The organism is Pseudomonas sp. Fl4BN1 (genome assembly GCF_009908285.1).
GTDB lineage: Bacteria > Pseudomonadota > Gammaproteobacteria > Pseudomonadales > Pseudomonadaceae > Aquipseudomonas.
Genome location: NZ_JAAARM010000011.1, coordinates 102719 through 128805 on the forward strand (window position 1 = coordinate 102719; position 26087 = coordinate 128805).

Consider the following 26087-nt stretch of genomic DNA (forward strand, 5'->3'; position numbering starts at 1 on the left):
GCAGCCCATCGAAGGTTATTCCACGGCCCTGGATTTATTTTCATGGCGCTGGAATAACCTGCCATGGCGCGCGTCTTCCTAGTCCAGAGCCCAGGCTCTGGATGAAAACTGTCCGGTCTTCGCTCGGCAAGTTTGCCTACAGAACCTGATAACCGGCCCAGCACCTGCAGGACCTCATGAACGATTGCGATGAACAGCTACGCCTGCTGATCCCCCGACTCAGGCGCTTTGCCTTATCCCTAACGCGCCAGCCCAGCAGCGCCGACGATCTGGTGCAGTCCTGCCTGGAACGCGCCCTGTCGAGTTGGCGCCACAAACGCCCGGAAGGCGATCTGCGCGCCTGGCTGTTTTCCATCCTCTACCGGCAGTTTCTCGACGCCCATCGGCGTGCCCGGCGCTATGCGCGCATGCTGGAGTTCTTCTCTGGACGCGACGACTCACAGCCGTCAGTGGAGCGCACCGTGGTTGCCCAATCGACCCTGGAAGCCTTTGGCCGCCTGAGTACCGAACAGCGCGCCCTGTTGCTCTGGATCTCGGTGGAAGGCCTGAGCTACAAGGAGGTCGCAGAGATTCTCCAGGTGCCCACCGGCACCGTGATGTCCCGTCTATCCCGGGCCCGCCAAGCATTGCGGCAACTCAGCGAAGGCGAAATCAACAGCCCCTCTTTACGGATACTCAAATGATCAGCCTGCCCCCCAGCGACGGCGACCTGCACGCCTACGTCGACCACCAGCTCAGCGAGGCGGACCGCCGGGTGCTACACAGTTACCTGGCCAGCCACCCGGAAGTAGCCGCCAAGGTCCAGGCCTGGCAGCAGGATGCCCAGCAACTGCGAGCGGCCCTGGGCGGTGCCTTGCTGCAGCCGGCCAACCCGGCGCTGGACCCTGGGTTGCTCCGTGTACGCCACCAACAACGGGCCTTGCGCCGCCTGGCCAGTGCCGCGGCATTGATCGCAGCGCTCGGCGTGGGCGGCCTGAGCGGTTGGCAGGCTCGAGAACTGACGCTGGTCGGCAACAGCATGCCGCCGATGACAGACGCACTGCAGGCCTATCGCCTGTTCGCCCAGCAAGGCATCCTCCCGGCAGATTTCAAGGTGCAGGACAACGCGCCCATGCAGGCCTGGCTGGATCGTTACTTCACCCAGGCCAGCCCACTACCGGACTTGCAGAGCGCTGGCTTCAAAGCCGTCAGCGGACGGCTGCTGAGCACCGAACAAGGGCCCGCGGCGATGGTCCTGTACGAGGACCGCGAGGGGCGCAAAGTCAGCTTCTACATCCGCCCGCCGGGGCCGCAGAACAACTTGCTGCCCCGTGGCAGCAGGCGTGACGGCGAGTTGCAGACGCAGTACTGGTCCGGCCAAGGCTACAACTACGCCATGGTCGGCCCTGCTGGGATTCCCCTGTAACCACTGCTGCCATCAGAACCCGACATCCAGTACCACGTTGTCGAGATAGGTACCCGCAGGCGGCGTGCTCTGGTCGGTGTAGATCTTGGCGTTGTAGTTGAAGATCTGGCTGCCAGTGCCCAGGCCGTTACCCGGGTTCACTTCGGCATCGGTACTGGAGCGCCTGGCAGTGCCGACACTGCCCCAGCGAGTGGTGCCGGCGCTCTTGAAGATGTCGTAGGCCAGGTAATTGCTGCCGGAAATCATCTGTCGGCGTCCCCCCGTGCTCACCGGATGCTGGCCATCGCTCAAGCCCACGGTGTAGGCACTGCCCTTGGTACAGGCCAGGTTGATGGTCTGCCCGGTGACCGGGACGAAGGCGCTGATCACCGGGGCGCTGCCGAAGCTGATGTTCGGTGCCGTGATCACACAATCGTTGGACACCGTCATATTGACGGTGAGGCTCTGGGTGCCGCTGCCGATATCCCGCCCCAGGCACGCGCCCAGGAGGCCGATCCCGTCGCAATAGTTCCAGCTCCAGAGGATGCTCAGGTTCTCGGTGTAGACCCCCGCCGCGACATTGCTGCCGATGAGGGTGCTCATGTAGATCGGCACCGTCTTGGGGATGGTAGGACTGTTCAACAGGCCCAGGGCATCGATGATCGAATTGCGCGCAAAGTCGAATGCCGTACCCCGGGTGATGGGGTAGCTGGTGCTGTTGTTGGCATACAGGGTGTAGCTGATGACGTCCCCCGTAGGCCCGACCATGCCGCTGGTGCTGGAGGTGATGGTGGCATAGAAGTGGTCGTTGCTGGCCAATACGCTCAGCAGCGAACCGGTGCAACTCAACCCGGCGTTGGTGGTGGACGCCGATTGCGAGGTGGTGCGCACCAGGATCGAACTGACCGTGCCAAAACCCGCCGGCGCGGTGCTGACCGTGCTGCATGCAGCCTGGGCCGGTATCGACAGCACGCTCGCCAACAACCCCAGTATTGCTTGTCGCCATCCCATGAGCCTGCCCACGTCTTGCACTCCTTTGCCTCGTGATACCGCGACTACTGACAGACCAGCGGGCCAATCAGTGGCACCTGCTGCTGTTGCAGATCCATGTCGAACTGCGCCTGGCAATCCTTGCCATCCGCCAGGCTGACCTCCAGGGTGTTATGCGCCGACAGGTTTTCCAGATAGACCAGGCCATCCCAACCGACCACCGCACGTGTCCCGCTCTGCTGGTGGGTCACGGTGCTGCCCAGGGGCAGCTCGCGTTGCTGGGCGTCCACCAGGACCACGCTGGCGGCAATGATCCGCGACAGGGGAAACTCCAGCAGGTAGCCGCTGCCGCGACGTACCGCGACCCGCTGCTCGACATTCGGGCTCTGCACGTTCGCCGGCAGGTTCAGTGGATCGATCTCGTATTTGCCCCGGTAATAGGCGCTGCTCCAGGGCACCAGCAAGTGACCGTTCTGGTCGGTCTGGCCCACCAGCTGGTTTTCATAGCGCACCGGAATGTCCTTGTAGCCATTCGTGCTGACCACCACGAAGGCATCGTCGATGCGGTTGGCGGCGAATACCTGATGGTCCATCCACACCAGCGAGCCGCTGGCATCAGCCCAGCGCGTCTCAGCATCGCTGGTGCCATAGACCCCTGCTTGCAGGCGCACCGACTGCAAACGCCAGGTCGCATCGGCCTGGCGATAGTCCGCGCCATTGCCGGTGGCATAACCGAGGTTGTAGCCGACCCCACCTTCAAGGGGTACCGAGCGACTGAAATTGACCCGCTGGCGGTTTTCCCCGGTCTTGCTGCGTTCGTTGCTCAGGCTCAGGCTGCCGTACAGATCGAAGGGGATAACCAACTGCGCTTGCAGGGCCCACTGGCTATCGCCGATTTCCCGGTTGGCCGACAGGTAGAAGCTGCTGCTGTGCCACAGCGGCTTGCTCCAGGTCAGGTTCAACAGCCGGGTACGGGTCGAGTCGGCGGCGCGCACATCGAAATAACCGGCCCCCAGGCTGCCATAGCGCTCCAGGTTGAGGCTCAGGGTCACTTGCTCGCTGCGTTGGCTGAGGCTGGTGTAAGGACTGTCGACCACCGTCAGGTCGGCATACTGATCGCGGCGCTGCACACGCTGGTAGGCAACGCTGTAGCGCTGGCTGCTGTACTGGTAGCCGAAGCTCACCTGCTGGCCACCATTGCCGTCGAAGCGGCTCTGGCTGATGGCCGTATTGAGCACACCAAACTGGCCCAGCCGCAGGTTGCCGCCGACCCCGCCCAGGGTCAGGGAGTCCGAAGCCTCGCCGTGACCTTCCAGGGTCAGGCTGTCGCTCAGGCCATAGCGCAGGCTGCCGGAAGTGACTCCCGGGCCATAGCCAAAATCCCGCAGCGTGTAGTCCCGGCGCAAGGTGCCCGCCGCCACCGAAAAATCCGTCAATCCCTTCTGCAACAGCGTACTGGTGACGTAGAACGGCACCGTGGTCGAGACCTGTCGGCCAAGGGCGTCGGTGGTCACCACCACGGCCTCCCCGGCACCGTTGATAAAGGGAATGTTGGTCAGTGTGTAGGGGCCAGGCTGCAGCTCGGCGCTGCTGGATTTGTAGCCGTTGATGAACAAGTCCACTGAAGACGGCACCGCCGCTTCGCCAGCGAACTGCGGCAACGGGTAAGTCACCAGGTCAGGGCGCACGCTAAAATCCCGGGACAGTTGCACCCCTCCCAGGCGCACCGAGTTGCTCCAGGGCAAGGCGCCACTGATCACATCGCCGGCCTCGTAGGTCAGCAGACGCTCGTCGTCGGAAAAGCGCCAGGTGGTGTCGTAGCGTCGATAACCGTTGTTCAGCGAGGCGCTTTCAACCCCAGACAAGGTCCGCCGGTACTGCCCCGTATTGGACAAGGTGCCCCAGGTGTCGAACAGTCGCACCTCGTTCCACGCCGCCAGGTAGGTGCCACCGTCATCGGTGTCATTGAGGTACAGGTCGTAGTTGAGCAGTGCACCAAAACTGCTCAGCGACAGGGTGCGTGGATAGGCTTCGCGACTGCCAATGAACTGCTCCGGCAACCAGTCCGGCGGTACTTGCAGAAGCAGCCGCTGGCCTTGGCTGTCGTAATCGCTGTGCAGGCCCTGCAGGCTCTCCAGGTCAACCTCGTTGCCCAACCCGTCCGGCAACTTGATACCGACTTCCCGCAGGCTTTGTGACGACATGAACAGCCGGCCGGCCCGTTGCTCCACCGCCACCACCCGCCCTGTGTCCATCTGATTGATCACCAGCTCCAGAAACAACTGTGCATCGGCCATCGACTCCAGGTTCGCGGGCGGCGGCGGCAGCTCGCCGGCCTGGGAGGGACAGGACAGCAGCAGGCCGCATAGGCCGCTCAATACCCAGTACCAGCACCGAAAACGACGAGCCGGATCCTGGCTCATTGCGGGTTCCAGTCCATCTATGGACATCTCCATCCCAAGGCGAATACGCCACCCCGCTCACATCCGTGCGCATCCCACCTCGACAGCCGCCCTGCGGCCTGTGCCGCACCGCGCGAAAACCCACCTGTAGATCAATGCGCAGGCGCCAGGCTCTGCACCTGCGGCGCCCCATTGACCCGCAATTGCAGAGTCGACTCAGCCGCCAGGGCTTCAGGCGCCGGCCAGCGCATCACCGCTCCGGGCAACACATACCCCAGCAAGCCTGGCGCCAGCGGCCGGGTCTGCCCACCCTGCTTGAGTGCGACATCGGTCAGCCGCGCATGCACCGCCCCCTGGTTGCGCAACTCGAAGAATGGCTTGCCGTCCACCGCCACCTTGCGCCAGCTCAGGTCCGGGACCCCGGCACTCTTGGGATCGCGCTGGCGAGTGGTGTCTGGCTTGCTCCAGAGCCCTGCGCCATAGGCGAACAACGGCACCGAATAACGCATCTGGAAGCGAATGGCCGCGGCACTCTTGGCTCCGTCTTCCGGGGTGATGGGTTTGGCCGAGGGAATCTCGTCGATGATGATCCGGTAGGCCAATTCCTGGCCCGGCGGTACATCCCGTGTCCGGGTCAGGCGCACCAGTTGCTTCTGACCGGGCTCGATCTTCGCCACCGGCGGGCTGCCGATAACGTCGCGCTGGTTCTGGTATTGATCGGTAAAATCGCTCTGGCTCCAGGCAAACACGCGGATCTGCAGGTTGGCGGTTTCGCTGCCGCGATTTTCCAGCCACAGGGCACTGGCCTGTTGATCCGCCTCCAGTACCGGGTCGATCGGCCAGATCAGCACCGAACTGGCGGCCTGGGCTGTGGACACCCCCAGCAAGAATGCAGTCAGTACTCGATGACCCGTCTTCCACAGGCCCCGCAAAGGTAAATGCATACAACTACTCCTTGTCTGCCTGTCGGCTGGTAATTGACTTGCCCCATCACCACGAGAGCTGCACCTGCAGCACATCGCTGTATGTCCCCCCAGGCTGATTGCCCGGCAACTGCACCTGTCCGTAGATCGGCAGGCTGATGTTATTGGCATCGCTGTAGGCCACGGCGACGCTCTGGCTGATGCCCAGGCTCTGGCTGTAGGCGGCATCGCTATAAAGTTGATAAGCCACCCGGGCACTGCCGCTATTGAGCTGCATGTGCCGCCCACTGCTGTTGTACTGGCCGCCATCGACCGTCATGTTCAGAGTCACCCCCGGCGTGCACTGCAACTGCACGCCTCCGCTCAGCGCCACCTTCACGGTACTGGTGGACAACGCCGACTGGCTGCCGAACGCCAGGCTGCCGTAGTTGCTGACCCCTCCTACCACCAGGCAACCGGCGGTGATGGTGGCGCTGACCTGGAAGCTCTGGCTGGTGGCCGCCAACACCGACGCCGACCAGACACCCGCGCAAATCAGCGCCAGCAGCCGCCCTCCTTGGCTGGCCATGTCATCAAAACGTCAGTTGCACCGACACCGTATCGGTATAGGTGCCAGCCGGCAGCCCCGCTTTGCCCACCGCCTTGCCATAAAGGTTCACGCTTTGTGCAACCCCGGTGCTGAGTGCCAGGTTGATGACCCCGTTGATCGCCAGAAGCTGGGTGTGAGCCGAATCGGTGTAGAAATCGTAGGGCACGTAGTTGGCAACCCCGTCATACAGGGCACGACCGCCACCGGTAGACTTGCCATCATTGCTGCCAGAGGCGATTTTCAAGATCGGCGAGGTACCGCTGGAACAGAGAATCGACAAGGTCCCTCCCCCTCCCTGCAGTACCTGGGCATCCATTTCCGTGAACAGGCTGTTGGTGGTACCAAAATTCAGGGCTCCGAAGTTCAAGCCCGTGCTGCCGCCGACGCCGTTGACCTGGCAACTGCTGGTGAGAATCAGCGAAGCGCTGATCTGGCCGGTCACCGTGGTGACCGCATTGGCCTGGTTGACCATGGCCAACCCCAGCAGCGTCAGACCCAGTTTGAATACAAATGCTTGCATGATGCGCCCCCCCTGGCATGCCGCCCGTTAAGCGTGAAGGTCAAGCTGTCCCGACAGGTGTGAGTGCCCCATCCACGGTTATCAACATCAGAAGGTCAGTTGCACCGACACCGTGTCGCTGTAGGTGCCGGCCGGCAGCCCGGCCTTGCCCACCGCCTGGCCGTAGATGTTCACGGTCTGTGCGACCCCGGTACTCGGCGCCAGGTTGATCACCCCGTTGATCGCCACGAGCTGCGAATGCCCCGAGTCGGTGTACAGGTCATAAGGCACGTAATTGGCCACACCGTCGTAAAGGGCACGGGAGCCACCGGTGGATTTGCCGTCGTTGCTGCCCCCCTGGATGGTCAGTGTTGGCGTGGTACCGCTGGAGCAGAGAATCGACAGCGCCCCGCCACCACCGCTCAGTACCTGGCCAGTGGCGGTGGTGAACAGGGAGTTGGTGGTACCGAAGTTCAAGGCGCCGAAGTTCAGACCGGTGCTGCCACCGACCCCGTTGACCTGACAACTGCTGATGAGAATCAGCGTCGAGGTGATCTGGCCGGTGACGGTGGTAGCCGCATGGACCGTGGAAGCCATGGCCAGTCCCAATAAAGCCCAGCCAATCCTGGATACAAGCGCGTACATGATGTGCATCCTCTCGTGATTTACCAATCCAGCGTGATGGTCAGGGTGTCGGTATAGACCCCTGCCGGAACCGCACGGGTATTCGCGACCACCGAGCCGAACACCGGAATGGGAATCCGGCTGCCGCTGCTCACTGCGAAATTGCGCTGCTGGCCGATGCTGTAGCTGTCGCTACCGGAAGCATCGACGAACAATCGATAGGGAATGGTCTGGCTGCCGTTGCTCAGGCGCCGGGTCGTACCGTCGCCATTGAGGCCGCCATTGATGCTCACCGTGAAACCGGTAACCGACGGATTGCAGGCCACCTGCAACTGGCCTTCGGCGCTGTCGGTGAGGCGGGCCTTGATCGGGGTGACCCAGGTTGGCCCCTGCTGACCGAAGTCGAGCAGGCTCCGGTCACTGACCGGGCCTGCGGGCGTGCTCCCGGAGCCATTGGTCACCTGGCAGCTGGTGCTGATCACCAGGCGCGCCTGGATCTGCCCGCTGATCGCCGCCTGCGCGTCGTCAACCAGCAGACACAGCGAGCCCAGGGCGATGATCGTCCATGTCCTGCCTCTCATTGCAGCCATCCCAGTTCCATCAGGACTCCTACGTGAGCCGTTCACGGTGAACGGTTTTCCCTGCTCTGCCCGGGTCCGCCGCGGCAGCGTTCATGCCCCGTCCTCACCAGGTCAGGGTCACCTTCAATACATCGGAATAACCGCCGGCCCGAGGAATCTCGGCCAACGGTTCAATACGTCCGTACAAGGGCAGATCCACCGTGCCGGAATCCGGCACCCGGCCACTGACCGGCACATTCACCGGCAACGGAATGCGCCGGGCCGAATCCTGGTAGAGACGATAAGGGATGGGCTTGCCCACAGCGCTGTTGCTGGCCAGATAACGCACCTCACCGACACCGCCGTGCAGGCCGCCGTCGATGCGCATCTGATAAGGGGTATCCGGGTTGCACTCCAGGCGTGGCTGACGACCGCTGGCCAACGTCGCACCCAGAGGCCCGGCGGCATCATCCAGGCGCGCGGTGCTGCCGAAGTCCAGGGTGCCGAGCTGCTCGATACCCGCCTCGCGCTGCTGCCCCACCAATTGGCAGCCACGCAGCACATCGACCCGGACTTGCACCTGCATATCCGTGGCCCCTGCCGTTGCGCTGAGCAGCGCGCTCATGACTGCCAAACCCTTACATCCATTCAAGGCCTCAATCCTTATGAGGAGCATTCGCTGCAGTCAGGTTAGCAACCGCGGGGGAAACCGCCAGTTACCGTATTAACCGGCCTGCCCGTTGTGAATGACCGTCCATCGCCGCAGCCATGCCTTTTCGAGATCACTGGCCCTTGGGTTTTCTATTGGTTAAATTGTCGCGCCGCTTTTAAGGTAGGCGGCCTGGAATCATCGGGGTAACCACCAGTGGCCGCTTTACCGCCAACACCTGCACAGACTCGATCACCCTGGCGGCGCCTGTTCGCCCGTGCCTCGCGCCGCCCGAGCGGCGCCGGTGGCGTGATCCATGACTACTTTCGCCACAAGGCCCAGGACCTGGGGTACACCCTGAGCCACAGCCAATTGCGGGTGATCGACTGCATGGCCCGGCAGGCCGACGGCCTGGCGCAAACACCTGGCAAGGCCCAGAGCCTGTACCTGTACGGCGCCGTCGGCCGGGGCAAGAGCTGGTTGCTGGACGGTTTCTTCCGCGCCTTGCCCATCGCTGAAAAACAGCGCCTGCACTTTCATGACTTCTTCGCCCAGTTGCACCAGGGCATGTTTCGCCACCAGCACCAGGCCGACGCCCTGGAAGCCACCCTGGATGAACTGCTCAAACAGTGCCGGGTGCTGTGCTTCGATGAGTTCCATGTCCATGACATCGGCGACGCCATGCTGATCACCCGGTTGTTCAAGGCCCTGTTCAAGCGCGGCGTCACCTTGCTGGTGACCTCCAACTACGCTCCCGAGGGCCTGCTGCCCAACCCGCTGTACCATGCCCGCTTCAAGCCGGTGATCGAGCTGATCAACGGGCGCATGCAGGTGATGGAGGTGGGAGGCCCCCACGACTACCGGACCCAGGCCCGCACCCACGATCAGCAGGTCTTCACCCTGGGGCAGTATGTGTGGCCCGGCACCCCGGCCCAGCGCCAGGCCCTGGAGTTGCCCGAGCGCCATGCCGCGGCGGAGCAATTGACAGTGGGTGCCCGGCTGTTGACCGTGCGGCAGGTCCAGCAGCGCAGCATTCGCTTCGAATTCAACGATTTGTGCGAACAGCCCACGGCCGTCATGGACTACCTGGAACTGAGCCGCCGCTTCGACACCTGGATCATCGACGAACTGCCGGAGTTGGGAGAGTGTTCGATTGCCGCCCAGCAGCGCTTCATCAACCTGATTGACGTGCTCTACGACCAGGACAAGCGCCTGCTGCTGATCGGCCAGCGCCCGCTGCACGAGTGCCTCGGCGGCCACGCCATCGACCTGGCCCGCACTCGCAGCCGCCTCGGGCAACTGCAGGAAATCGGTCCCGGGCAGCCACTGGGCTGAGCCGCCGCGGCGTCTGCGTCGCCAACAATCCAAGGATCGGTCGTGATAGACATGTTGCCAGTCACCTTTTTCGAGCTCTTTCACCTGTACCTGAAAAACTCGACGCTCATGAACCCGCACCTGTTTGGGCTGCAGAGGTTCTCGCCAGTGGCGCTCGCGGCAGCGGGGTATGAACTGATTGGCGACCCCTGCGACTTGCACTTTTATGAAAAAAGCTACTCGACGGGCTACCAGCGGCGAACGCTGGAGGTGATGTTCAAGTGTTACCGCTTCAACCAGCAGACGATGGGCAGTGGCTTTGCCCTGGCCCCCGGCGCGCGCCTCACCTCCTTGCTCAAATACCAAAAGCGCCTTGCCAAGCAAGACGACAGTCTCTCTTCGAACCTGGCCTTCTATTTTTCGGACGATAAGCAAGAAGGCGCGGTGATCCTCAACGACCGATGCGTCATGCGCTTCAACCAATGGAGCAGAAAAGGCGCCTACATGGTTTCCACCCTGGAGAGCGACTTCAACCCAGCCACCCCGCTGGGGAGAGTCGCAACCGACTCGGTAAAAAACACCTTCAAGCAGCACAGCCTGCAGTTGATGTCGGACGACGCCAGAAATGGCCAACAACCCGCCGCGTTTCGCAGGCTGGCCAGAGAAATGAACGATGCAATCATTTGATCACGATGCAACCTATCGACTCACGGCCGCTCTGCTCAAAGCCATTCAAAACGGCGAGCGACTGGCGTTATCGGCATGTGCCGTGAGCCCTGCCATTTATGCAGAAATCATCGAGGAGCTGGAGTACTCGGGGCAAAAGGTGACGGAGCTGACGGTCCCGCCTTATCACCTGGCCTTCAAACCCGACGGCAGCGGCCGGGTTCCTCTGGACATTTACCAGACAGAGGCCGATCCCCAGTCAAGGCGAGTGGCTTGCCAGTTATGGTCCGCAGGCGTGAAGACGGATCTCACCCTGATTGCCGACTACTCGGAAAACCACGGGCAAGCCGCCCTGAGATTCAGACTATTGGAGACACAGTGACCCCCAGGTCCCGGCAGCAAAGGCTCAGGCAGGCAGCCAAACCGGCTGATCTCCTTTATCCTGCTGCCCCTTCCCCCTGTTTCGAGTGCTGACGCTGTTCATGGATACCCTTGCCCAACTGCGGGCCGGCCAATTGGCCGGAATCAAACGCCTGGACCTGTCCTGCGGGCTGACCGAGTTCCCCCGGGAGATCTTCGATCTCGCCGACTCCCTGGAAATTCTCAACCTCAGCGGCAATGCGCTAAGCAGCCTGCCCGACGACCTGCACCGGCTCACCCGCCTGCGCATCCTGTTCTGTTCGGACAACCGGTTCGATGAAGTGCCGGCCTGCATCGGCCAATGTGCACAACTGAGCATGATCGGCTTCAAGGCCAACCGTATCGAACGGGTGCCGGCCGCTGCCCTGCCGCCGCAACTGCGCTGGCTGATCCTCACCGACAACCGCATCAGCGAGTTGCCGGAAGAGCTGGGCAACCGCCCGCTGCTGCAAAAGCTCATGCTGGCCGGCAACCGCCTGACCCAGCTACCCCAGAGCCTGAGCCAGTGCCACCGCCTGGAACTGCTGCGAATCGCCGCCAACCGCCTGAGCGCACTGCCGCCGTTCCTCCTGGCACTGCCAAGCCTGACCTGGCTGGCCTACGCCGGTAACCCGCTGGAATCGGAGGCGGACGCTAGTGCCCTGGAGTCCACCCCGAACATTCCCTGGAACCAACTGACCCTGGAGCAGCGCTTGGGGGAAGGCGCCTCTGGGGTGATTCACCAGGCACAGTGGCAGCCGGCCGGACAACCGGCGCGAGTGGTGGCGGTCAAGCTGTACAAGGGCGAGATGACCAGCGACGGCTCGCCGCTGCATGAAATGAACGCCTGCATCAGCGCCGGGCTGCACCCGAACCTGATCCGGATCGAGGGCCGCATCGTTGATCATCCCCAGGAGCAGAATGGCCTGGTGATGCAGTTGATCGACTCCAGCTACGGCAACCTTGCAGCGCTGCCGAGCCTGGACTCCTGTTCCCGCGACATCTACCCGGACGAAGCGCGCTACAGCGCTGCTGTAACCCTGCGCATTGCCCGTGGCATTGCCTCGGTGGGCGGCCACCTGCACGCCCAGGGCATTACCCACGGCGATCTCTACGGCCACAACATCTTGTGGAACGAACAAGGTGACTGCCTGTTGGGGGATTTTGGCGCGGCCTCCTTCCACGCCCAAGGCGATACCCCCGAAACCCGGGCGCTGCAACGCCTCGAAGTACGTGCCTTCGGGATCTTGCTGGAGGAGTTGCTGGAGCGAGGAGATGGCTCGCTGGCCTTCGAACAGCGACAGAAACTGCAAGCATTGGTGCAGAGCTGCTGTCAGCCAGAGGTACTGGCACGACCCGACTTCATGCAGGTGAGCCAGGTGTTGGAGGCTGTTTAAACGTTTCGCCGGCAAGCCGGCTTCTGCAAAACCCTGCAGAAGCCGGCTTGCCGGCGAAGGGCCGTCAGGGTCTGTCTTACCCAGCCAGGCCGACGAACATGTCCTGCACGTCGTCATGGTTGTCCAGGCCTTCGAGGAACGCCTCGACTTCGGCCATCTGCTCATCGCTCAGGCCCGTGACCGGGTTCTTCGGCTGGTAGCCGAGCTTGGCCGACAACACGGTGAAGCCTTGCTCCGGCAAGGCTTTCTGTACCGCATCGAGGTCTGCAGGCTCGGTCAGGAACAGGGTCGCGCCGTCTTCGCCCGGCTCGAAATCCTGGGCACCGGCCTCGATGGCCGCCAGTTCCGGATCGGCGTCCGGAGTGTCCGGCGCGGCTTCAATCATGCCCACATGGTTGAAGTCCCAGGACACCGAACCCGAGGCACCCAGCTGGCCCTTGCGGAAAGCCACGCGGATTTCCGCCACGGTACGGTTGATGTTGTCGGTCACGCATTCAACGATCAGCGGCACCTGGTGCGGGGCGAAACCTTCGTAGGTCACGCGGTGGTACTGCACGGTTTCACCCAGTTGACCCGAACCTTTCTTGATTGCGCGCTCAAGGGTCTCACGAGGCATCGAGGCTTTCTTGGCCTGCTCGACCACCAGCCGCAGGTGGGCGTTGGTACTGATATCAGCGCCGTTGCGTGCGGCAATAGTGATCTCTTTCACCAGCTTGCCGAAGATCTTGCCCTTGGCATTGGCTGCCGCTTCTTTGTGTTTAACCTTCCACTGTGCGCCCATTACTCACTCTCTTGATCTGTGGCGTCGAGTTGGATTTGGCCGACGCGATGGACAAGTTTATACGTCCTCAAGGCCCTGATCGACCAAAAAGTCGGTATTCCTCCGGCTTCAGCCCTTGTCGGCCTTGCCTGCCGCAGCGGCAAATCGCGCCAGACGCACATCCAGATGGCGCGGCCGGCGGCCGTGATCCTCGGCGTGTTCCTTGCGGCGGATGGCGTTGCGCACCAGCAACGAGCCCAAGTAGCGGATCGGCTCCGGGGGGAAGTAACCCAGGGGACCGCTGACCAGCGGCGAACGGGTCCAGGGATTGTCCAGGCCCTGTACCAGCGAGGCGAGAATCTGCCCGCCCATATGGCAGGGGCCGACGCCGCTGCCGGAATAGCCAAAACCATAGAAGACATTGCCGGCGCGGCTCATCTGGCCGAAGAACGGCAAACCGGTGACCGATCGATCCGACGGACCGTTCCAGGTGGCCGCCACCGGCACCTCGGCAAACGCCGGGAAGAACTGCCCCAGGCTCTGCTTGAGCAAGCCGGCGCAAGGCGATGGCTGGTCGAACACCGGCAACATCCGGCCGCCGTAGGCAAAGGTGTTACCGCCCTTGCCGAGCATGATTCGGCCGTCCGGGGTGTTGTGGTAGTAGTGCACGAAAATCCGCGAATCCAGCACCGTCACCCCACTGGTGAGACCGATCTGCTGCAACAGCTGCGGGCGCGGCTCGGTGATCAGCATGTCACTGGAAACGATCGCCACGCTGCGCTCGAACTGCGCGAAGGCCCGGGCCATCCAGGCATTCATCGCCAGCACCACGCGCTCGGCACGGATCTGCCCCCGAGGCGTGCGCAACCGCGCCGGACATCCCTCTTCCAGCCCGGTCATGGCGGTGTTCTCGTGGACTCTCACCCCCAGTTGCAAGGCCACCCGACGCAGTCCACGTACCAGCAGCCCCGGCTGCACGCTGGCAGCGGCCGGGGAATACCAGCCTTCCAGGTGCTGACGGGAACCGGCCATGCGCTGCACATCGGCCACCGAACGCTTCTCGAAGGAGTTGATGCCCCGGCGCTCCAGCGCGGCAATCACCCCGTCGGTGGAGCCGACCTGGGCCTGGTTAGTGGCGGTGTACAAGGTGCCGTCGAGACGAAAGTGCGCATCCACCCCGTAACGCTCACAGAAGGCGCCGATGGCATGGATGCTCTGCTCCGATTCCTTGACCAGGCGCACCGCCTCCTCGATGCCGAACAGACGCTCCAGGGTGAAGTACTTGGCCGACCAGGACAGCGCGCAGCCACCGTTGCGCCCGCTGGCACCGGCGCCGCAGATATCGGCCTCGATCAACAGTACATCCAGCCCGGGGTTCTGCTCCTTGAGCATGATCGCGGTCCACAGCCCGGTATAACCGCCGCCGACAATCGCCACCTCGCAGGTGGTATCGCCTTGCAGCGGCGGGCAAGCGTCCGGGTTTTCCTGTTGCAGGGCCTGTTCCAGCCAGAAAGGTCGCATGGTGAATCTCCAGGAAGCAATGGCCGGCCAGCTCCTAGCAACACCTCGCAGGAGCCGGCTTGCCGGCGAAGAAGCCCGAAAGTCAGGAGCGCAATGGCTTGATCAACAACGGTTCATTGGGAACCATCCCGTGCACCGGTTCGACCCCATCGGGTCGACTGTTCCAGTACGGCATCAGCAACAGCGCCGAGGCCAGGGCGCAACCGGCAAACACGATGAACACCGTGACCGTGTCGAAGTAACCCGGGAGCAAACCACCGAGCACCGCCCCCACCGACCCGCAGCCATTGACGAACCCCGCCGCCGTGGCCCCGGCCTTGGCCGAGCCGAAATCAATGGCCGCAGCGCCACTGATCATCGAATCCGGCCCGTACAGGGTCAGGCCCATGAAAAACAGCAGCACCATCACCAGCACCACACTGCCGGTGTGCAGCACTCCCATGAACAACACCAGGGACACGGTCAGCGCCAACAGGCTGAGGACACAGGCCGGCATGCGCCGGGCGCCAAACAGCTTGTCCGAAGCCAGGCCGATCATGATCGGACCCAGCAACCCGGCCAGTTCGAAGGTGGTAGGCACGATCGCCGCCCCCACCTTGCCCACCGAAGGCATCTGTTCGTAGACGATCACCGGCCCCCACAACAGGATCGCGTAGCGCGCCGGCTTGAGCAGGAAGTACGCCAGCCCGAGGACCAGCACCGTGCGGTTACGCAGGATCTCCCGCAGCGGCTCCCAGACACTCAGGCGGCGCTCGGCGGCATCCTCTTCGGCGCTCTGCGGCGGCAAAGGCTCCACCGCCGGCAACCCCACGTCCTGGGGAGTGTTGCGCTGGAAGATGAAAAACAGCACGGCGGTCAGAGCAACCACGACGGCACTGGAAATGAACGCCGCGTGCCAGGTGCCCATCAGGGTATAGGCCCACCAGCCGGCAAAGGGCGAGGCCACCAGGCCGCCAAAGGCGTAGCAGGAGCTCCACAATCCGAGGACCCGGCCGCGTTGGTCGGCGGGAAAGAAACTGCCGATGTTCTTGCACAGCCCGGACCAGCCCGTGGACTGCGCCAGCCCCTGGATCAGCATGCAGGTAGCGAAGATCGGCAAGGTGGCGAAGCTGCCCATGACCAGGGCCGCAGCGGCGGATACCAGCAAGCCGCCGAGTACCACCACTCGGGGGCCGAAACGGTCGGTGAGGATCCCCCATGTGAACTGGCCCACTGCGTACGCCGCCAGGTAGATGGCGTCGAGGTTGGCCATGGCCATCTTGTCCAGGGTGAAATCGGCATCGTCGGCGATGCCCAGCTTGGCCACGGAAAAAGCTTTGCGAGTGAAGTAGAACGCCGCGTAGGCGATCCAGGTGATAGCGAAAATCTGCACGCGCCAACGTTTGAGAGTGCCAATCTGCTTGTTCATTGTGGTTCTGACCTCAGGGTGAGTGTGCCGGCAGAATGAGGAGCAAACGCCTGTGTTTTTTATTGTTGAGCACTGCAGCAGAGCCCTTGAGGCGGGCACTGCTGGTCAGATGAGTCCTGTTGCTTTCCCTGTTTCGGGACTTGGAGGTGCACGCACAGGCATCAGGGCCGGGCGGCGGTCGACTGACCGGTCACCAGGCCTTGAAAGATGGAAGCAATTACGGACTAATAAGTGAAATCGATTTATCGTATTTCAAATATAAGTTCAGATTGTAAGAGGACCTGCCCGTGTCGGTTTCCCATGCACAGTTGAAAGCCTTCCATGCAGTGGCCGTGCACGGCAGCTTCACCAGGGCCGCCGAGCGCCTGTACCTGACCCAGCCGGCGATTTCCGATCAGGTACGCAAGCTTGAGGAGCGCTTTGGCGTCTTGTTGTTTCATCGCAACAAACGCTCGGTACGCCTCACCGACCTCGGCGAGCGCTTGCTGGGCATCACCCAGCGCCTGTTCGTGGTGGAGGCCGAAGCCAAGGAGTTGTTGCAGGACTCCCAGGCCCTGCAGACCGGCAGCCTGGTGCTGGCGGTGGACGCACCGGTGCACGTACTGCCGCAGATCGCGCGTTTCTGCGAGCGCTACCCCGGGATCAATGTGAAGATCGAGACCGGCAACACCGACGAATCCCTGCTGCGCCTGTTCAACTACCAGGCCGACCTAGCATTGCTCGGCCGTGAAGTCAACGACGAACGCCTGCTGTCGCTGACCCTGCGCAACGACCCGATGGTGGCGTTTGTCTCCCGCCATCACCCTTGGGCCGACCGTCAATCCATCTGCCTGGCGGATCTGGACGACACCCCGCTGGTGCTGCGGGAAGTCGGCTCGGTGACTCGCCAGACCCTGGAAGAAGAGATGAATCGCGCCGGTTTGCGGATTCGCCCGACCATCCAGGTCGAAGGTCGTGAAGCGGCGCGCGAGGCAGTGGTGGTGGGGATTGGCGTGGGCGTGGTCTCGGCGGCCGAATTTGGCGCTGACTCGCGGGTCTGCGCCCTGCCGATCATCGACTGTCAGCGGCGCATGACAGAAACCCTGGTATGCCTGCGGGAACAGAGTTCACGGCGCATCGTCGCGACCTTCCTCGACCTCGTCCGCGAAAGCCTGGGCTCCCCCACCGCCCCGTAGGAGCCGGCTTGCCGGCGAAGGCGATCGCCCAGGCACCGCTACTGCAGAAGCCTGGCTTGCCGGAAAAGGCGATCTTTCGGGGCTCTTCGCTGGCAAGCCTGCTCCTACAAGAGTGGAGGCGGGCTCAGGCGGGAGCCAGGGCGAAAAACGCCCGGATCAAACGCAGGTCCCGGCGTCGCGCCATGCATCCGATCATGTGCCGGTTGACCAGCCCGGCACCACGAATCGGCACGGTACGCACCCGCGGGTCGTGGCCGACTTCCACCGAACTGACGACCCCCACCCCCAACTGCGCCGCCACCGCCTCGGTCACCGCTTCGCGGCTGTCCAGCTCCAGCAGCACCCGGGGTTGGACCTTGGCCAGCGCGCAGGCCTCATCGAAGGTGCGCCGAGTGATGGAGCTGGGCTCACGCAGCACCATGATCACCTGATCCAGCTGCTCGATCGCAATGCCTTCAGGCAGCTCCAGCCAAGGATGCCCCTCGGGCACCAGGGCACACATCCGAGATTCGCCCAGGCTTTGCAGGTGCAGGCCCTTGCGCGCCTCGACCTCGGTCAGTACCGCCACGTCGGCATATTCGGATAACAGCGCCGCCAGGGTTTCCTGGGCATTGCCCAGGCGCAGGTTGACCGTCACCCCCGGGTAGCGCAGCCGCAGGCTGGCCAGCATTGGCATGACCAGGTGCGGGCCGTCCGCGGCCACCTCCAGGCGCCCGGTGAGCAACTGCCGATTGGCCTCCAGCAGCACCTGGGCCTCTTCCGCCAGGCCGAACATGGCCCGGGTAATCGCCGCCAGCTTGATGCCTTCCTCAGTCAGCTCCACCCGTCGAGCGGTGCGTCGCAGCAAAGTGATCTGGTAATGCTCTTCCAGGGCCTTGATATGCCCGGTGACCGCCGGTTGGCTAATGAACAGCCGCGCCGCCGCCCGGGTGAAGCTGCCTTCACGGGCCACGGCGTCGAATGCACGGAGTTGAAACAGGTTCATAGCTATCGGCCTCACTGATGGCAGGCATAACAACAAACAATTTGATTGATGACAAGGCAAACTGCAATTTAGTCCCCGTAGCTTCAGCCCATCTTTCTCGAGGACACAGCATGAGCATCGCCGAGCCAATCCTGCTCACCCCCGGTCCCTTGACCACCTCCGCCCGTACCCGCCAGGCGATGCTGGTGGACTGGGGTTCATGGGATGAGCGGTTCAACCAGCTGACTGCCAGCCTGTGCCAACAACTGCTGGCTATCGTCAACGGCGCTGACAGCCACCACTGCGTGCCCCTGCAAGGCAGCGGTACCTTTGCCGTGGAAGCGGCTATCGGCACCCTGGTCCCGCGGGACGGCAAGGTCCTGGTGCTGATCAACGGTGCCTACGGCCAGCGCCTGGCAAAGATCTGCGAAGTGCTCGGCCGCGACTTCAGCACCTTTGCAACCGCCGAGGACCAACCCACCACCGCCGCCGATGTCGAGCGCCTGCTCCAGGCCGACAGCGCCATCACCCACGTAGCGCTGATCCACTGTGAAACCAGCACCGGCATCCTCAACCCGCTGCCGGAGATCGCCCAGCTCGTCGCCCGTCACGGCAAGCGCCTGATCATCGACGCCATGAGTTCCTTCGGCGCCCTGCCCATCGACGCCCACAAGATCCCCTTCGAGGCGCTGATCGCCGCCTCCGGCAAATGCCTGGAAGGTGTGCCCGGCATGGGCTTCGTCTTCACCTACAAGGACTCCCTGGCCCAGGCCGCAGGCAACGCCCATTCCCTGGCCATGGACCTCTACGATCAGCACAACTACATGGCCAAGACGGGTCAATGGCGCTTCACCCCGCCGACCCACATCGTCGCCGCGCTGCACGAAGCGCTGCTGCAATACCACGAGGAAGGTGGCCTGCCCGCACGCCATGCGCGCTACGCCGACAATTGCCAGACACTGCTGGATGGCATGGCCGGACTGGGCCTGCGCAGCTTCCTGCCAGCATCGATCCAGGCACCGATCATCGTCACCTTCCATGCCCCGCGAGACCCGCACTACCAGTTCAAGGACTTCTATGAACGGGTCAAGGCCAAGGGTTTCATCCTCTACCCGGGCAAGCTGACCCAGGTCGAAACCTTTCGCGTGGGCTGCATCGGCCATGTCGACCGCCATGGCATGCAGGCCGCCATCGCCGCCATCGCTGAAGTGCTGCGAGAAATGGAAGTCCTGGACATTTGATCCGCTACCGAGCGCTTTTCTATGGAAAAGGCCTGTAGGAGCTGGCTTGCCAGCGAACCGGCCTGCGCAATCCCCGCTTTCTTACCCCGGCCTCACGCCGCAACAGGAATCCGCCCCATGAACTACCGCAACCCCACCCAGCTGCAAGCCGTCATCCTCGACTGGGCCGGCACCGTGGTCGACTTCGGCTCCTTCGCCCCGACCCAGATCTTTGTCGAAGCCTTTGCCGAGTTCGATGTCCAAGTGTCTATCGAAGAAGCCCGTGGCCCGATGGGCATGGGCAAATGGGAGCACATCCGCACCCTGTGCAACCTGCCGGACGTGGCCGAGCGCTACCGCAAGGTCTTCGGTCGCACCCCGACCGATGCCGACGTCACAGCCCTCTACGAGCGCTTCATGCCGCTGCAGATCGACAAGATCGCCGAGCACTCGGCGCTGATCCCCGGCGCCCTGGAGGTCATCGCCAAGCTGCGCGAGCAAGGGATCAAGATCGGCTCCTGTTCCGGCTACCCCAAGCAAGTGATGGACAAGGTGGTGGCCCTGGCCGCCAGCAACGGCTACGTCGCCGACCACGTAGTGGCCACTGACGAAGTGCCCAACGGCCGCCCTTGGCCGGCCCAGGCCCTGGCTAATGTGATTGCCCTGGGCATCGACGATGTCGCCGCCTGCGTGAAGATCGACGACACCGTGCCGGGAATTCTCGAAGGCCGCCGCGCCGGCATGTGGACCGTGGCCCTGGCGTGTTCAGGCAACGCCCTGGGCCTGACCTACGACGCCTACCAGGCCCTCACCAGCGACGCCCTGGCCACCGAGCGCACGCGCATCCACGCGCTGTTCGAGGGCTCGCGCCCGCACTACATGATCGACACCATCGCCGATCTGCCGCACGTCATCACCGATATCAACCAGCGCCTGGCACGGGGAGAAATGCCCCAGAGCAACTGAGCAAGTAATGCGGCCAGTTGAAAAGCGGCGGCACCACCCGGTTCCGCCGTTTTTTATTGGTAACGAGCGGCGCAGAGCCCCGGGCAACGCAATAAAAGCCACGAGCAGCTCAGGCAAACCGGCGGAAAGCGGATTACAGTTAAAGCACTCCGTCATTCAAGAACGGAGGCTTCAGACCTGCTGACCGAGGAATACCCGTATGCCCTGGAAAAACACCGACGCGCGTTACAGTACCGTGTCGATCGCATTGCATTGGCTGATGCTGGTGTTGCTGGCGGTGGTTTACGCCTGCATCGAATTTCGCGGCATATTTCCCAAGGGCAGTGGTGGTCGCACGCTGATTACCGAAGCCCACTTCATGCTGGGCCTGACCGTGTTCGTGCTGGTCTGGCTGCGCCTGTTCGCCCGCACCCAGGGCGTGGCACCGAAGATCGTGCCCACTCCACCACTCTGGCAGAAGCTGTTGTCAACGCTGATGCACTGGGCGCTGTACCTGTTCATGATCGCCATGCCGATCCTCGGCTGGCTGACCACCAGCGCCAAGGGCCATCAAGTGATGTTCTACGGTCTCGATCTGCCGCTGCTGGTGGAGGAAAACAAAACCCTGGCCAAGCAATTCCAGGGCTGGCACGAACTGCTGGGGACTATCGGCTATTGGCTGATCGGCCTGCACGCCCTGGCCGGGTTGTACCATCACTACGTGATGCGCGATAACACCTTGCAACGGATGTGGCGCAAACGCGGTCAGGCCTGATCCATCAGTGCCCGGCGGCCCTGCAAGCCGCCGGTGTGCACGAAAACCAACCGGCAGCCTGCAGCGAATCGCCCGGCCTGGACCTGCTCCTGCAGGGCCAGCAAGGCCTTGCCGGTGTACAGCGGTTCCAGTGGCAGCGCACTGTGTTGCTCGGTGAGTTGGATAAATGCCCGCAAATCCCCGTCAACCTTGGCAAAGCCGCCACGACTGCTGTCCAGCAGTTCATAACGACCGCAGTCCTGTTCGGCTTCTCGCAAAATGCCCTGTACTTGCTGCGCCACCCCATGATCTTCCGGAACTGCCAACGCGCCATACACCGGATGCGCACCGGCCTCCGCCAGCACCAACCCGGCCAGGGTGGTGCCGGTACCGGCAGCCAGCCACCAACCGTGATAGTCGGCCCAGCCGAGGGCCGGCAACTGCTGCCGCACCTGTTGCAGCAATTGCATGCAGCCGGATGCACCGGCCAGGCCGCCACCGCCCTCGGGGACTGGGTAAAGCGCTGGATACTGCGCCTGCCAGGGCGCCCAGAAACCCGCCTCGTGCCGCGCCCGATAACCGGCGTAGCCTAGCCAATGCAGTTGCATGCCAAAACGCTGCAAATCGAGCACCGTCGGGGTGTCTTGGGGATGACCGCGCAACAGCCCGACCGTGCTGAAGGCAAAACGCTGACCGGCGGCGGCCAACGCATGCAGATGATTGGAGTGGGCACCGCCGAGGCTGATGATGCCTTGGGCACCGGCCAGGCGCGCCGCCGCCAAATGCTCGATCAGCTTGAACCACTTGTTGCCGGAAATCAGCGGATCGATCAGGTCCAGGCGCAACACCGCCACCTCGACCTCGGCCTGGGACAGCCAGTCCAGCTCCAGCCGTTGCAGCGGTGCATGGGGTAACCAATCGAAGGAATCGGCAAACGACATCGGCGGCGGGTTCAGTGAGCAAGGGAGCGCAGTCTAGCAGCGCGGACCCCTGACCAGCGTTGTTACCACGCTTGGCTCAGCACAGGCTGCGATCGAGTGCGCAGAACGCGCGAGTTCAGGCAACTGAGTCTGTCAGTTGAAGTGCCCTGGCTCAGAGGATGAGTCTTGCTACGAAATACCGCCCAGCCCGATCGCAGCGAGCGGTGGGGATGGGAGATACAGCGGCCGCGGAGGGCCGCTGCGATGGGAGCTTGTCGTTACAGCTCGGCCGCCAGGCGCGAACCCTGGTTGATGGCGCGCTTGGCATCCAGCTCGGCGGCCACGTCAGCGCCGCCGATCAGGTGCACATTCTGCCCCGCGGCCACCAGGCCATCCTGTAACTCGCGCAGCGGATCCTGGCCGGCGCAGATGACGATGTTGTCCACCGCCAGCACCTGGGGTTCGCCTGCCTCGCCGATGCGAATGTGCAAACCGGCATCGTCGATCTTCAGGTACTCGACGCTGTTGAGCATCTGCACCTGCTTATTCTTCAGACCGGTGCGGTGGATCCAGCCGGTGGTCTTGCCCAGGCCATCGCCGACCTTGGTCTTTTTCCGCTGCAACAGGAACACCTGGCGCGCCGGTGCATGGGGCTCGGGCTTGATCCCGGCCACACCACCACGAGCTTCAAGCTGGGTGTCGATGCCCCACTCTTTCCAGAACGCCTGGCGATCCTGGCTGGTGGCCACGCCCTGGTGCACCAGGAACTCGGAAACATCGAAGCCGATGCCGCCGGCGCCGATCACCGCCACGCTCTTGCCCACCGGCTTGCGCTCCAGCAACACATCCAGGTAGCTCAGGACCTTGGGGCTCTCCACCCCGGGAATCGCCGGTAGCCGAGGCGCGATACCGGTGGCCAGGATGATTTCGTCAAAATCGCCCGCCACCAGTTGCTCGACATCGACCCGGGTGTTGAGGCACAGCTCGACGTGGGTGGTCTGCAGCTTGCGCTTGAAGTAGCGCAGGGTCTCGAAGAACTCCTCCTTGCCCGGCACCCGCTTGGCCACGTTGAACTGGCCGCCGATCTCACTCGCAGAGTCGAACAGGGTCACCTGGTGCCCGCGCTCGGCAGCCACCGTGGCGGCGGACAGACCGGCCGGGCCGGCACCGACCACGGCGATCTTCTTGATCTGCGTGACCGGCAGGTAATTCAGCTCGGTCTCGTGGCAGGCACGCGGGTTGACCAGGCAACTGGTCAGCTTGCCGCCGAAGGTGTGGTCCAGGCACGCCTGATTGCAGCCAATGCAGGTGTTGATCTCATCCGCACGGCCTTCGGCAGCCTTGTTGACGAAGTCCGGATCGGCGAGGAATGGCCGGGCCATGGAGACCATGTCGGCGTCGCCTTCGGCCAGGATCTGCTCGGCAATTTCCGGGGTGTTGATGCGGTTGGTGGTGATCAGTGGAATGCTCACCGAACCCCGCAGCTTGGCCGTGACCTTGCTGAATGCAGCGCGCGGCACCTTGGTGGCAATGGTCGGGATCCGCGCTTCGTGCCAGCCGATCCCGGTGTTGATGATGGTTGCGCCGGCCTGTTCGATGGCCTGGGCCAGTTGCACAATTTCATCCCAGGTGCTGCCACCTTCCACCAGGTCGAGCATCGACAGGCGGAAGATGATGATGAAGTTCGGACCTACCGCTTCACGCACCCGACGGACGATTTCCACCGGCAGGCGCATGCGGTTTTCATAGCTGCCACCCCAGCGGTCGGTACGGTGGTTGGTGTGGGCGGCGAGGAACTGGTTAATGAAATAACCTTCCGAGCCCATGATTTCGACGCCGTCGTACTCGGCCTTCTGGGCCAGGGTCGAACAGGTAACGAAATCGCGAATCTGCTTCTCGATGCCTTCCTCGTCCAGCTCCTTGGGCTTGAACGGGTTGATCGGTGCCTGGATCGCGCTCGGTGCTACTTGTTTGGGGCTGTAGGCATAACGCCCGGCGTGGAGGATCTGCATGCAGATCTTGCCGCCCGCCTCATGCACCGCCCGCGTGACGATCTGGTGCTTGAGTGCTTCTTCCTCGGTGGTCAGCTTGGCGGCACCGGAATACACCCCGCCCTCGTCGTTCGGGCCAATACCGCCGGTAACCATCAGGCCAACGCCACCCCGGGCGCGCTCGGCAAAATACGCAGCCATGCGTTCGAAGCCGCCGGGCTTCTCTTCCAGGCCGGTGTGCATCGAGCCCATCAGGGTACGGTTACGCAGGGTGGTGAACCCCAGGTCGAGGGGGGCCAGCAGGTGCGGGTAAGGTGCGGCAGCCATGGTGTCACTCCAGATCGGGCAATCACGGAAAATGTGGAAGCTCTGCGGCTTCCATCAGTAGTGCTCCACAGACTAAGAGCACAGCACCCGACGCTCAATGACCGTAACTGACAACTTAATGATCAAAATGTGCAGCGTCGTTGCGCAATCACTGGCCTGTGCACTCCCCGAAGTCCAGGTGAGAGGTCGCACTTCAAATCTGCTGACGTGTCGTTGTGAGCCGCGTTGCCTGGCCGAATTCGGCCAGGCACGACGTAGAGCGCAGACGCTAGCCGTTTATTGCTCGCTCCTCATCAGACTGCTGCGTCCTGCCCTGCGCCACGAGGTGGGTCGTCGCGGCCACAACTCAGCGTCAGCAGCCGCTAAAGCGCGGCGTAGGCCAACGCGGCCAGTTCCTGCGGGCGAGGGTCAATCATCGAGTGGCGACCCGAGGTGGAAGTCACAAAACCAAAGCTCACACCACAATCAGGGTCGGCGAAGCTGATCGGCCCGCCCAGCCCGATATGGCCAAAGGTGTTGGGCCCCATACCTAGTGATGCTGCCGGGTCGGCCGGTTGCTCCATCATGCAGCCCAGGCCATAACGCATGGGCCGCATCCAGATGCGATCCATGCCATTGCTGTGCTCCCGGGTAAACTCCTTCAGCAACTCGGGCCCGATCAAACGCCCGGCCAACAGCGCACTGTAAAAACCGGCCAGACCATGGGCCGTGCCCTGACCGCTGACCGCCGGTTGCTGATAGGCCCACCAGCGCGGATCGGAGGTTCGTTTGGGCACCATGCCCGGATTGGTGAAGGCCAGCGTCGCAACGTGCTCCGGCTCGGAGATCAGCACATTGCGCAATGCCTCGGAGTAAGGGTCGCCGACCCGCCCCTTGGCCGCATCATAATGAGCGATACGGTGGAAATGCTGCTCATCCACCCCCAGATGAACCTCCAGGTCATTGGGTTGCGAGATTCGCTCGTGGATGAAAGTACAAGGATCGCGACCATCGGCCCGGCGAATCAGCTCACCCACAATCCAACCGAAGATGGTGGTGGCATAACCCATGGCGGTGCCTGGCTCCCACCACAATGGCTCAGCGGCCAGGATCTCGACCATGTGCTCCCAGTCATACATCATCGCGTTATGGTTGGCGCCCCGCAGTGCGGGTATTCCGGAGGTGTGGGTCATCACCTGACGCAGGGTGACCTGGCCCTTTCCACCCTGGGCAAACTCGGGCCAGTAGTGGGCGACCGGTACATCGAGTTCCAGCTTGCCCTCTTCCACCAACATCAAGGTGGCAACCGCAGCAAAGGGTTTCACCGTGCAGAAGGTGTTGACCAAGGTGTCACGCGTCCAAGGCTGGTCGCCCTGCTCATCCGCTACCCCCGCCCACAAATCGACAACCGTCTCACCATCGACCTGTATGCAAACACCCCCCCCACGTTCGTGGGGGTCGTCGAAAATCGCCTCGAAAGCTTGCTGAACGGCTTCAAAGCCATTCGCGCACGTTCCTTTCGCTTCCATATCCAGAACTCCTTTCAATTGGAATATTGACCCTGGCCCTAGCCAAACCAAGGTCGAACTGAAGCCCTCGCAAGTGACAACAGCAATGTCACCTATCGAGTTTCATTAATTAAAGTCAGTTGAATCCGAGAATTAAGCCGCGCCACTCATATTGCGATACAAGCCCGTTGCAACAGCAGAGGTACAGCGTTTCATGAA

25 protein-coding genes are annotated in these 26087 nt (G+C 62.9%); 10 read left to right on the forward strand and 15 right to left on the reverse strand.

Going from position 1 to position 26087, the window contains the following annotated elements; genetic code table 11:
- Positions 1-176: 176 nt before the first annotated feature.
- The gene (locus GV818_RS14725) at positions 177-683 is read left to right on the forward strand and encodes an RNA polymerase sigma factor (protein WP_161757406.1); all 507 of its coding nucleotides are present in this window, start codon (positions 177-179) and stop codon (positions 681-683) included.
- Positions 680-1405 (forward strand): anti-sigma factor family protein, encoded by a 726-nt coding sequence (locus GV818_RS14730; protein WP_161776881.1) that lies wholly within the window; start codon positions 680-682, stop codon positions 1403-1405. Before GV818_RS14725 ends, GV818_RS14730 begins: the two co-directional genes overlap by 4 nt.
- Positions 1406-1417: 12 nt before the next feature.
- On the opposite strand, the gene GV818_RS14735 is transcribed toward GV818_RS14730, so the two are convergent.
- From GV818_RS14735 to GV818_RS14770, 8 genes are all read right to left on the reverse strand, one after another.
- The gene (locus tag GV818_RS14735; RefSeq protein ID WP_161776882.1) at positions 1418-2395 is read right to left on the reverse strand and encodes a Csu type fimbrial protein; all 978 of its coding nucleotides are present in this window, start codon (positions 2393-2395) and stop codon (positions 1418-1420) included.
- Between the two features lie 44 nt (positions 2396-2439).
- Positions 2440-4797 (reverse strand): fimbria/pilus outer membrane usher protein, encoded by a 2358-nt coding sequence (locus GV818_RS14740; RefSeq protein WP_161776883.1) that lies wholly within the window; start codon positions 4795-4797, stop codon positions 2440-2442.
- A gap of 131 nt (positions 4798-4928) precedes the next feature.
- Positions 4929-5720 carry a fimbrial biogenesis chaperone gene (locus GV818_RS14745; protein WP_161776884.1) on the reverse strand — a complete coding sequence of 264 codons (792 nt, stop codon included), beginning with the start codon at positions 5718-5720 and terminating at the stop codon, positions 4929-4931.
- Between the two features lie 46 nt (positions 5721-5766).
- Positions 5767-6267 (reverse strand): Csu type fimbrial protein, encoded by a 501-nt coding sequence (locus tag GV818_RS14750; RefSeq protein WP_161757401.1) that lies wholly within the window; start codon positions 6265-6267, stop codon positions 5767-5769.
- Positions 6268-6271: 4 nt separating this feature from the next.
- Positions 6272-6808, reverse strand: coding sequence for a Csu type fimbrial protein (locus tag GV818_RS14755; protein ID WP_161757400.1), 537 nt, complete (start codon positions 6806-6808; stop codon positions 6272-6274).
- 87 nt (positions 6809-6895) lie between these two features.
- Positions 6896-7432 carry a Csu type fimbrial protein gene (locus tag GV818_RS14760; RefSeq protein ID WP_161757399.1) on the reverse strand — a complete coding sequence of 179 codons (537 nt, stop codon included), beginning with the start codon at positions 7430-7432 and terminating at the stop codon, positions 6896-6898.
- A gap of 20 nt (positions 7433-7452) precedes the next feature.
- On the reverse strand, positions 7453-7992 hold the full coding sequence (locus GV818_RS14765; protein WP_161757536.1) for a Csu type fimbrial protein: 540 nt from the start codon (positions 7990-7992) through the stop codon (positions 7453-7455).
- A gap of 103 nt (positions 7993-8095) precedes the next feature.
- Positions 8096-8596, reverse strand: a complete 501-nt coding sequence (locus GV818_RS14770; protein WP_178124917.1) for a Csu type fimbrial protein — start codon at positions 8594-8596, stop codon at positions 8096-8098.
- Positions 8597-8836: 240 nt separating this feature from the next.
- On the opposite strand from GV818_RS14770, the gene zapE reads away from it, so the two are divergent.
- From zapE to GV818_RS14790, 4 genes are all read left to right on the forward strand, one after another.
- On the forward strand, positions 8837-9955 hold the full coding sequence (gene zapE / locus GV818_RS14775; protein WP_161776885.1) for a cell division protein ZapE: 1119 nt from the start codon (positions 8837-8839) through the stop codon (positions 9953-9955).
- Between the two features lie 51 nt (positions 9956-10006).
- A complete protein-coding gene (locus GV818_RS14780) occupies positions 10007-10621 on the forward strand; it encodes a hypothetical protein (RefSeq protein WP_161776886.1) in 615 nt (204 codons plus the stop codon).
- Positions 10608-10982, forward strand: a complete 375-nt coding sequence (locus tag GV818_RS14785) for a hypothetical protein (RefSeq protein WP_161757395.1) — start codon at positions 10608-10610, stop codon at positions 10980-10982. The genes GV818_RS14780 and GV818_RS14785 overlap by 14 nt, the downstream gene beginning before the upstream one ends.
- A 100-nt stretch (positions 10983-11082) precedes the next feature.
- Positions 11083-12396, forward strand: coding sequence for a leucine-rich repeat-containing protein kinase family protein (locus GV818_RS14790; protein ID WP_161776887.1), 1314 nt, complete (start codon positions 11083-11085; stop codon positions 12394-12396).
- Positions 12397-12472: 76 nt separating this feature from the next.
- On the opposite strand, the gene GV818_RS14795 is transcribed toward GV818_RS14790, so the two are convergent.
- From GV818_RS14795 to GV818_RS14805, 3 genes are all read right to left on the reverse strand, one after another.
- Positions 12473-13177, reverse strand: a complete 705-nt coding sequence (locus GV818_RS14795; protein WP_161757393.1) for a YebC/PmpR family DNA-binding transcriptional regulator — start codon at positions 13175-13177, stop codon at positions 12473-12475.
- 108 nt (positions 13178-13285) lie between these two features.
- Positions 13286-14677: an FAD-dependent oxidoreductase gene (locus GV818_RS14800; RefSeq protein WP_161776888.1), complete on the reverse strand. Its 1392-nt coding sequence runs from the start codon at positions 14675-14677 to the stop codon at positions 13286-13288.
- Positions 14678-14759: 82 nt separating this feature from the next.
- Positions 14760-16085: an MFS transporter gene (locus GV818_RS14805; protein ID WP_161776889.1), complete on the reverse strand. Its 1326-nt coding sequence runs from the start codon at positions 16083-16085 to the stop codon at positions 14760-14762.
- Between the two features lie 287 nt (positions 16086-16372).
- Between GV818_RS14805 and GV818_RS14810 the strand changes: the two genes are divergently transcribed.
- Positions 16373-17260, forward strand: coding sequence for a LysR family transcriptional regulator (locus GV818_RS14810; protein WP_161757390.1), 888 nt, complete (start codon positions 16373-16375; stop codon positions 17258-17260).
- A 124-nt stretch (positions 17261-17384) separates the two neighbouring features.
- On the opposite strand, the gene GV818_RS14815 is transcribed toward GV818_RS14810, so the two are convergent.
- On the reverse strand, positions 17385-18245 hold the full coding sequence (locus tag GV818_RS14815) for a LysR substrate-binding domain-containing protein (RefSeq protein WP_161757389.1): 861 nt from the start codon (positions 18243-18245) through the stop codon (positions 17385-17387).
- Between the two features lie 110 nt (positions 18246-18355).
- On the opposite strand from GV818_RS14815, the gene GV818_RS14820 reads away from it, so the two are divergent.
- The 3 genes from GV818_RS14820 (at position 18356) to GV818_RS14830 (ending at position 21164) form a co-directional block, all read left to right on the forward strand.
- The gene (locus GV818_RS14820; RefSeq protein WP_161757388.1) at positions 18356-19465 is read left to right on the forward strand and encodes a 2-aminoethylphosphonate--pyruvate transaminase; all 1110 of its coding nucleotides are present in this window, start codon (positions 18356-18358) and stop codon (positions 19463-19465) included.
- A gap of 117 nt (positions 19466-19582) precedes the next feature.
- Positions 19583-20410 carry a phosphonoacetaldehyde hydrolase gene (phnX, locus tag GV818_RS14825; protein ID WP_161757387.1) on the forward strand — a complete coding sequence of 276 codons (828 nt, stop codon included), beginning with the start codon at positions 19583-19585 and terminating at the stop codon, positions 20408-20410.
- Between the two features lie 199 nt (positions 20411-20609).
- Positions 20610-21164 carry a cytochrome b gene (locus tag GV818_RS14830; RefSeq protein ID WP_161757386.1) on the forward strand — a complete coding sequence of 185 codons (555 nt, stop codon included), beginning with the start codon at positions 20610-20612 and terminating at the stop codon, positions 21162-21164.
- On the opposite strand, the gene GV818_RS14835 is transcribed toward GV818_RS14830, so the two are convergent.
- The 3 genes from GV818_RS14835 to GV818_RS14845 all read right to left on the reverse strand — a co-directional run bounded on the left by GV818_RS14835 (position 21155) and on the right by GV818_RS14845 (position 25889).
- A complete protein-coding gene (locus tag GV818_RS14835) occupies positions 21155-22084 on the reverse strand; it encodes a 1-aminocyclopropane-1-carboxylate deaminase/D-cysteine desulfhydrase (protein ID WP_161757385.1) in 930 nt (309 codons plus the stop codon). The genes GV818_RS14830 and GV818_RS14835 overlap by 10 nt on opposite strands.
- Before the next feature lie 257 nt (positions 22085-22341).
- Positions 22342-24381: an NADPH-dependent 2,4-dienoyl-CoA reductase gene (locus tag GV818_RS14840; protein WP_161757384.1), complete on the reverse strand. Its 2040-nt coding sequence runs from the start codon at positions 24379-24381 to the stop codon at positions 22342-22344.
- A gap of 362 nt (positions 24382-24743) precedes the next feature.
- A complete protein-coding gene (locus GV818_RS14845) occupies positions 24744-25889 on the reverse strand; it encodes a serine hydrolase domain-containing protein (RefSeq protein WP_161776890.1) in 1146 nt (381 codons plus the stop codon).
- Positions 25890-26087: the final 198 nt, after the last annotated feature.

Excerpts from the sequence above, each read along its gene's own strand:
- GV818_RS14760 (WP_161757399.1), bottom strand. The coding sequence starts at position 7,432 with ATGTACGCGCTTGTATCCAGGATTGGCTGGGCTTTATTGGGACTGGCC.
- GV818_RS14840 (WP_161757384.1), bottom strand. The coding sequence starts at position 24,381 with ATGGCTGCCGCACCTTACCCGCACCTGCTGGCCCCCCTCGACCTGGGG.
- GV818_RS14845 (WP_161776890.1), bottom strand. The coding sequence starts at position 25,889 with ATGGAAGCGAAAGGAACGTGCGCGAATGGCTTTGAAGCCGTTCAGCAA.
- GV818_RS14785 (WP_161757395.1), top strand. The coding sequence starts at position 10,608 with ATGCAATCATTTGATCACGATGCAACCTATCGACTCACGGCCGCTCTG.
- GV818_RS14745 (WP_161776884.1), bottom strand. The coding sequence starts at position 5,720 with ATGCATTTACCTTTGCGGGGCCTGTGGAAGACGGGTCATCGAGTACTG.
- GV818_RS14750 (WP_161757401.1), bottom strand. The coding sequence starts at position 6,267 with ATGGCCAGCCAAGGAGGGCGGCTGCTGGCGCTGATTTGCGCGGGTGTC.
- GV818_RS14735 (WP_161776882.1), bottom strand. The coding sequence starts at position 2,395 with ATGGGATGGCGACAAGCAATACTGGGGTTGTTGGCGAGCGTGCTGTCG.
- GV818_RS14795 (WP_161757393.1), bottom strand. The coding sequence starts at position 13,177 with ATGGGCGCACAGTGGAAGGTTAAACACAAAGAAGCGGCAGCCAATGCC.
- GV818_RS14835 (WP_161757385.1), bottom strand. The coding sequence starts at position 22,084 with ATGTCGTTTGCCGATTCCTTCGATTGGTTACCCCATGCACCGCTGCAA.
- GV818_RS14755 (WP_161757400.1), bottom strand. The coding sequence starts at position 6,808 with ATGCAAGCATTTGTATTCAAACTGGGTCTGACGCTGCTGGGGTTGGCC.
- GV818_RS14820 (WP_161757388.1), top strand. The coding sequence starts at position 18,356 with ATGAGCATCGCCGAGCCAATCCTGCTCACCCCCGGTCCCTTGACCACC.
- GV818_RS14725 (WP_161757406.1), top strand. The coding sequence starts at position 177 with ATGAACGATTGCGATGAACAGCTACGCCTGCTGATCCCCCGACTCAGG.
- GV818_RS14770 (WP_178124917.1), bottom strand. The coding sequence starts at position 8,596 with ATGAGCGCGCTGCTCAGCGCAACGGCAGGGGCCACGGATATGCAGGTG.
- GV818_RS14740 (WP_161776883.1), bottom strand. The coding sequence starts at position 4,797 with ATGAGCCAGGATCCGGCTCGTCGTTTTCGGTGCTGGTACTGGGTATTG.
- GV818_RS14800 (WP_161776888.1), bottom strand. The coding sequence starts at position 14,677 with ATGCGACCTTTCTGGCTGGAACAGGCCCTGCAACAGGAAAACCCGGAC.
- phnX (WP_161757387.1), top strand. The coding sequence starts at position 19,583 with ATGAACTACCGCAACCCCACCCAGCTGCAAGCCGTCATCCTCGACTGG.
- GV818_RS14765 (WP_161757536.1), bottom strand. The coding sequence starts at position 7,992 with ATGAGAGGCAGGACATGGACGATCATCGCCCTGGGCTCGCTGTGTCTG.
- GV818_RS14830 (WP_161757386.1), top strand. The coding sequence starts at position 20,610 with ATGCCCTGGAAAAACACCGACGCGCGTTACAGTACCGTGTCGATCGCA.
- GV818_RS14805 (WP_161776889.1), bottom strand. The coding sequence starts at position 16,085 with ATGAACAAGCAGATTGGCACTCTCAAACGTTGGCGCGTGCAGATTTTC.
- GV818_RS14815 (WP_161757389.1), bottom strand. The coding sequence starts at position 18,245 with ATGAACCTGTTTCAACTCCGTGCATTCGACGCCGTGGCCCGTGAAGGC.
- GV818_RS14730 (WP_161776881.1), top strand. The coding sequence starts at position 680 with ATGATCAGCCTGCCCCCCAGCGACGGCGACCTGCACGCCTACGTCGAC.
- GV818_RS14780 (WP_161776886.1), top strand. The coding sequence starts at position 10,007 with ATGTTGCCAGTCACCTTTTTCGAGCTCTTTCACCTGTACCTGAAAAAC.
- GV818_RS14790 (WP_161776887.1), top strand. The coding sequence starts at position 11,083 with ATGGATACCCTTGCCCAACTGCGGGCCGGCCAATTGGCCGGAATCAAA.